Here is a 669-nt window from a genome sequence, read left to right on the forward strand (position 1 = left end):
GCGCAGGTCGGCGCTATCGAGAAGAACCTGCGTATGATCCAGTGTCTGCTGTGATCGACCTCAATCGAGAAGATGCAGGCCGCCGCCAGTACATTGTAGTTGGACCGCCAAGGGGTGTACGAGGTGCGCGCCCGATACGTCGATGAAGCGCGCGTGATTGTGTCTCTGGTCGACCGGTTGTCGGGATGAAAAAGTTTACAGTGCATAGCTATCTATTTGATATCATTCAGAGCGTTGAACGCCTGGTTTACAATAAAGTAGCGGAAAACTGCGAAAACCGCTGGAATCATAATCCATGTGTCGGGGGTTCGAGTCCCTCCTCCGCTACCAATAATATCCCAGAAATCCGCGCGGTTGTTGGCACACTTTTGGACCTTTGGGTACGTTTCCCATCTGTTTTCTGGGCACAATCACGTGGTAGTTCGAGTGTTATTCCAGTTGTCATCAATTTAGTTCCGTGATTAGACAACTAGATGGACTCAGACAAAACTTACGAGATTCCGATAAGTGATGCGATATCGCACGGTGTTCCGGCTAACGATCTTCGCAGAGAGGCCGCTGACCAACATGGCCAAATTACTAGATGGCTTTTTGCTTCACTATTAGCCATCAACGGAGGTGCGGTTTTGGCTTCTGCGCAACTCGCTGTTAGCGCACATCAAATACAAT

General features: G+C 49.6%; 2 protein-coding genes. One reads left to right on the forward strand and one right to left on the reverse strand.

Annotated features, from left to right (window positions below; all coding sequences use genetic code 11):
• Positions 1-206: hypothetical protein (locus V7650_RS18105; protein ID WP_335657602.1), on the reverse strand; the 206-nt coding region annotated here is incomplete at its 3' end.
• Positions 207-473: 267 nt separating this feature from the next.
• On the opposite strand from V7650_RS18105, the gene V7650_RS18110 reads away from it, so the two are divergent.
• The coding region (locus V7650_RS18110) for a hypothetical protein (protein ID WP_335657603.1) at positions 474-669 on the forward strand (196 nt) is incomplete at its 3' end.

The sequence above is a fragment of the Parasphingorhabdus sp. genome (assembly GCF_036964565.1).
Taxonomy (GTDB): domain Bacteria; phylum Pseudomonadota; class Alphaproteobacteria; order Sphingomonadales; family Sphingomonadaceae; genus Parasphingorhabdus.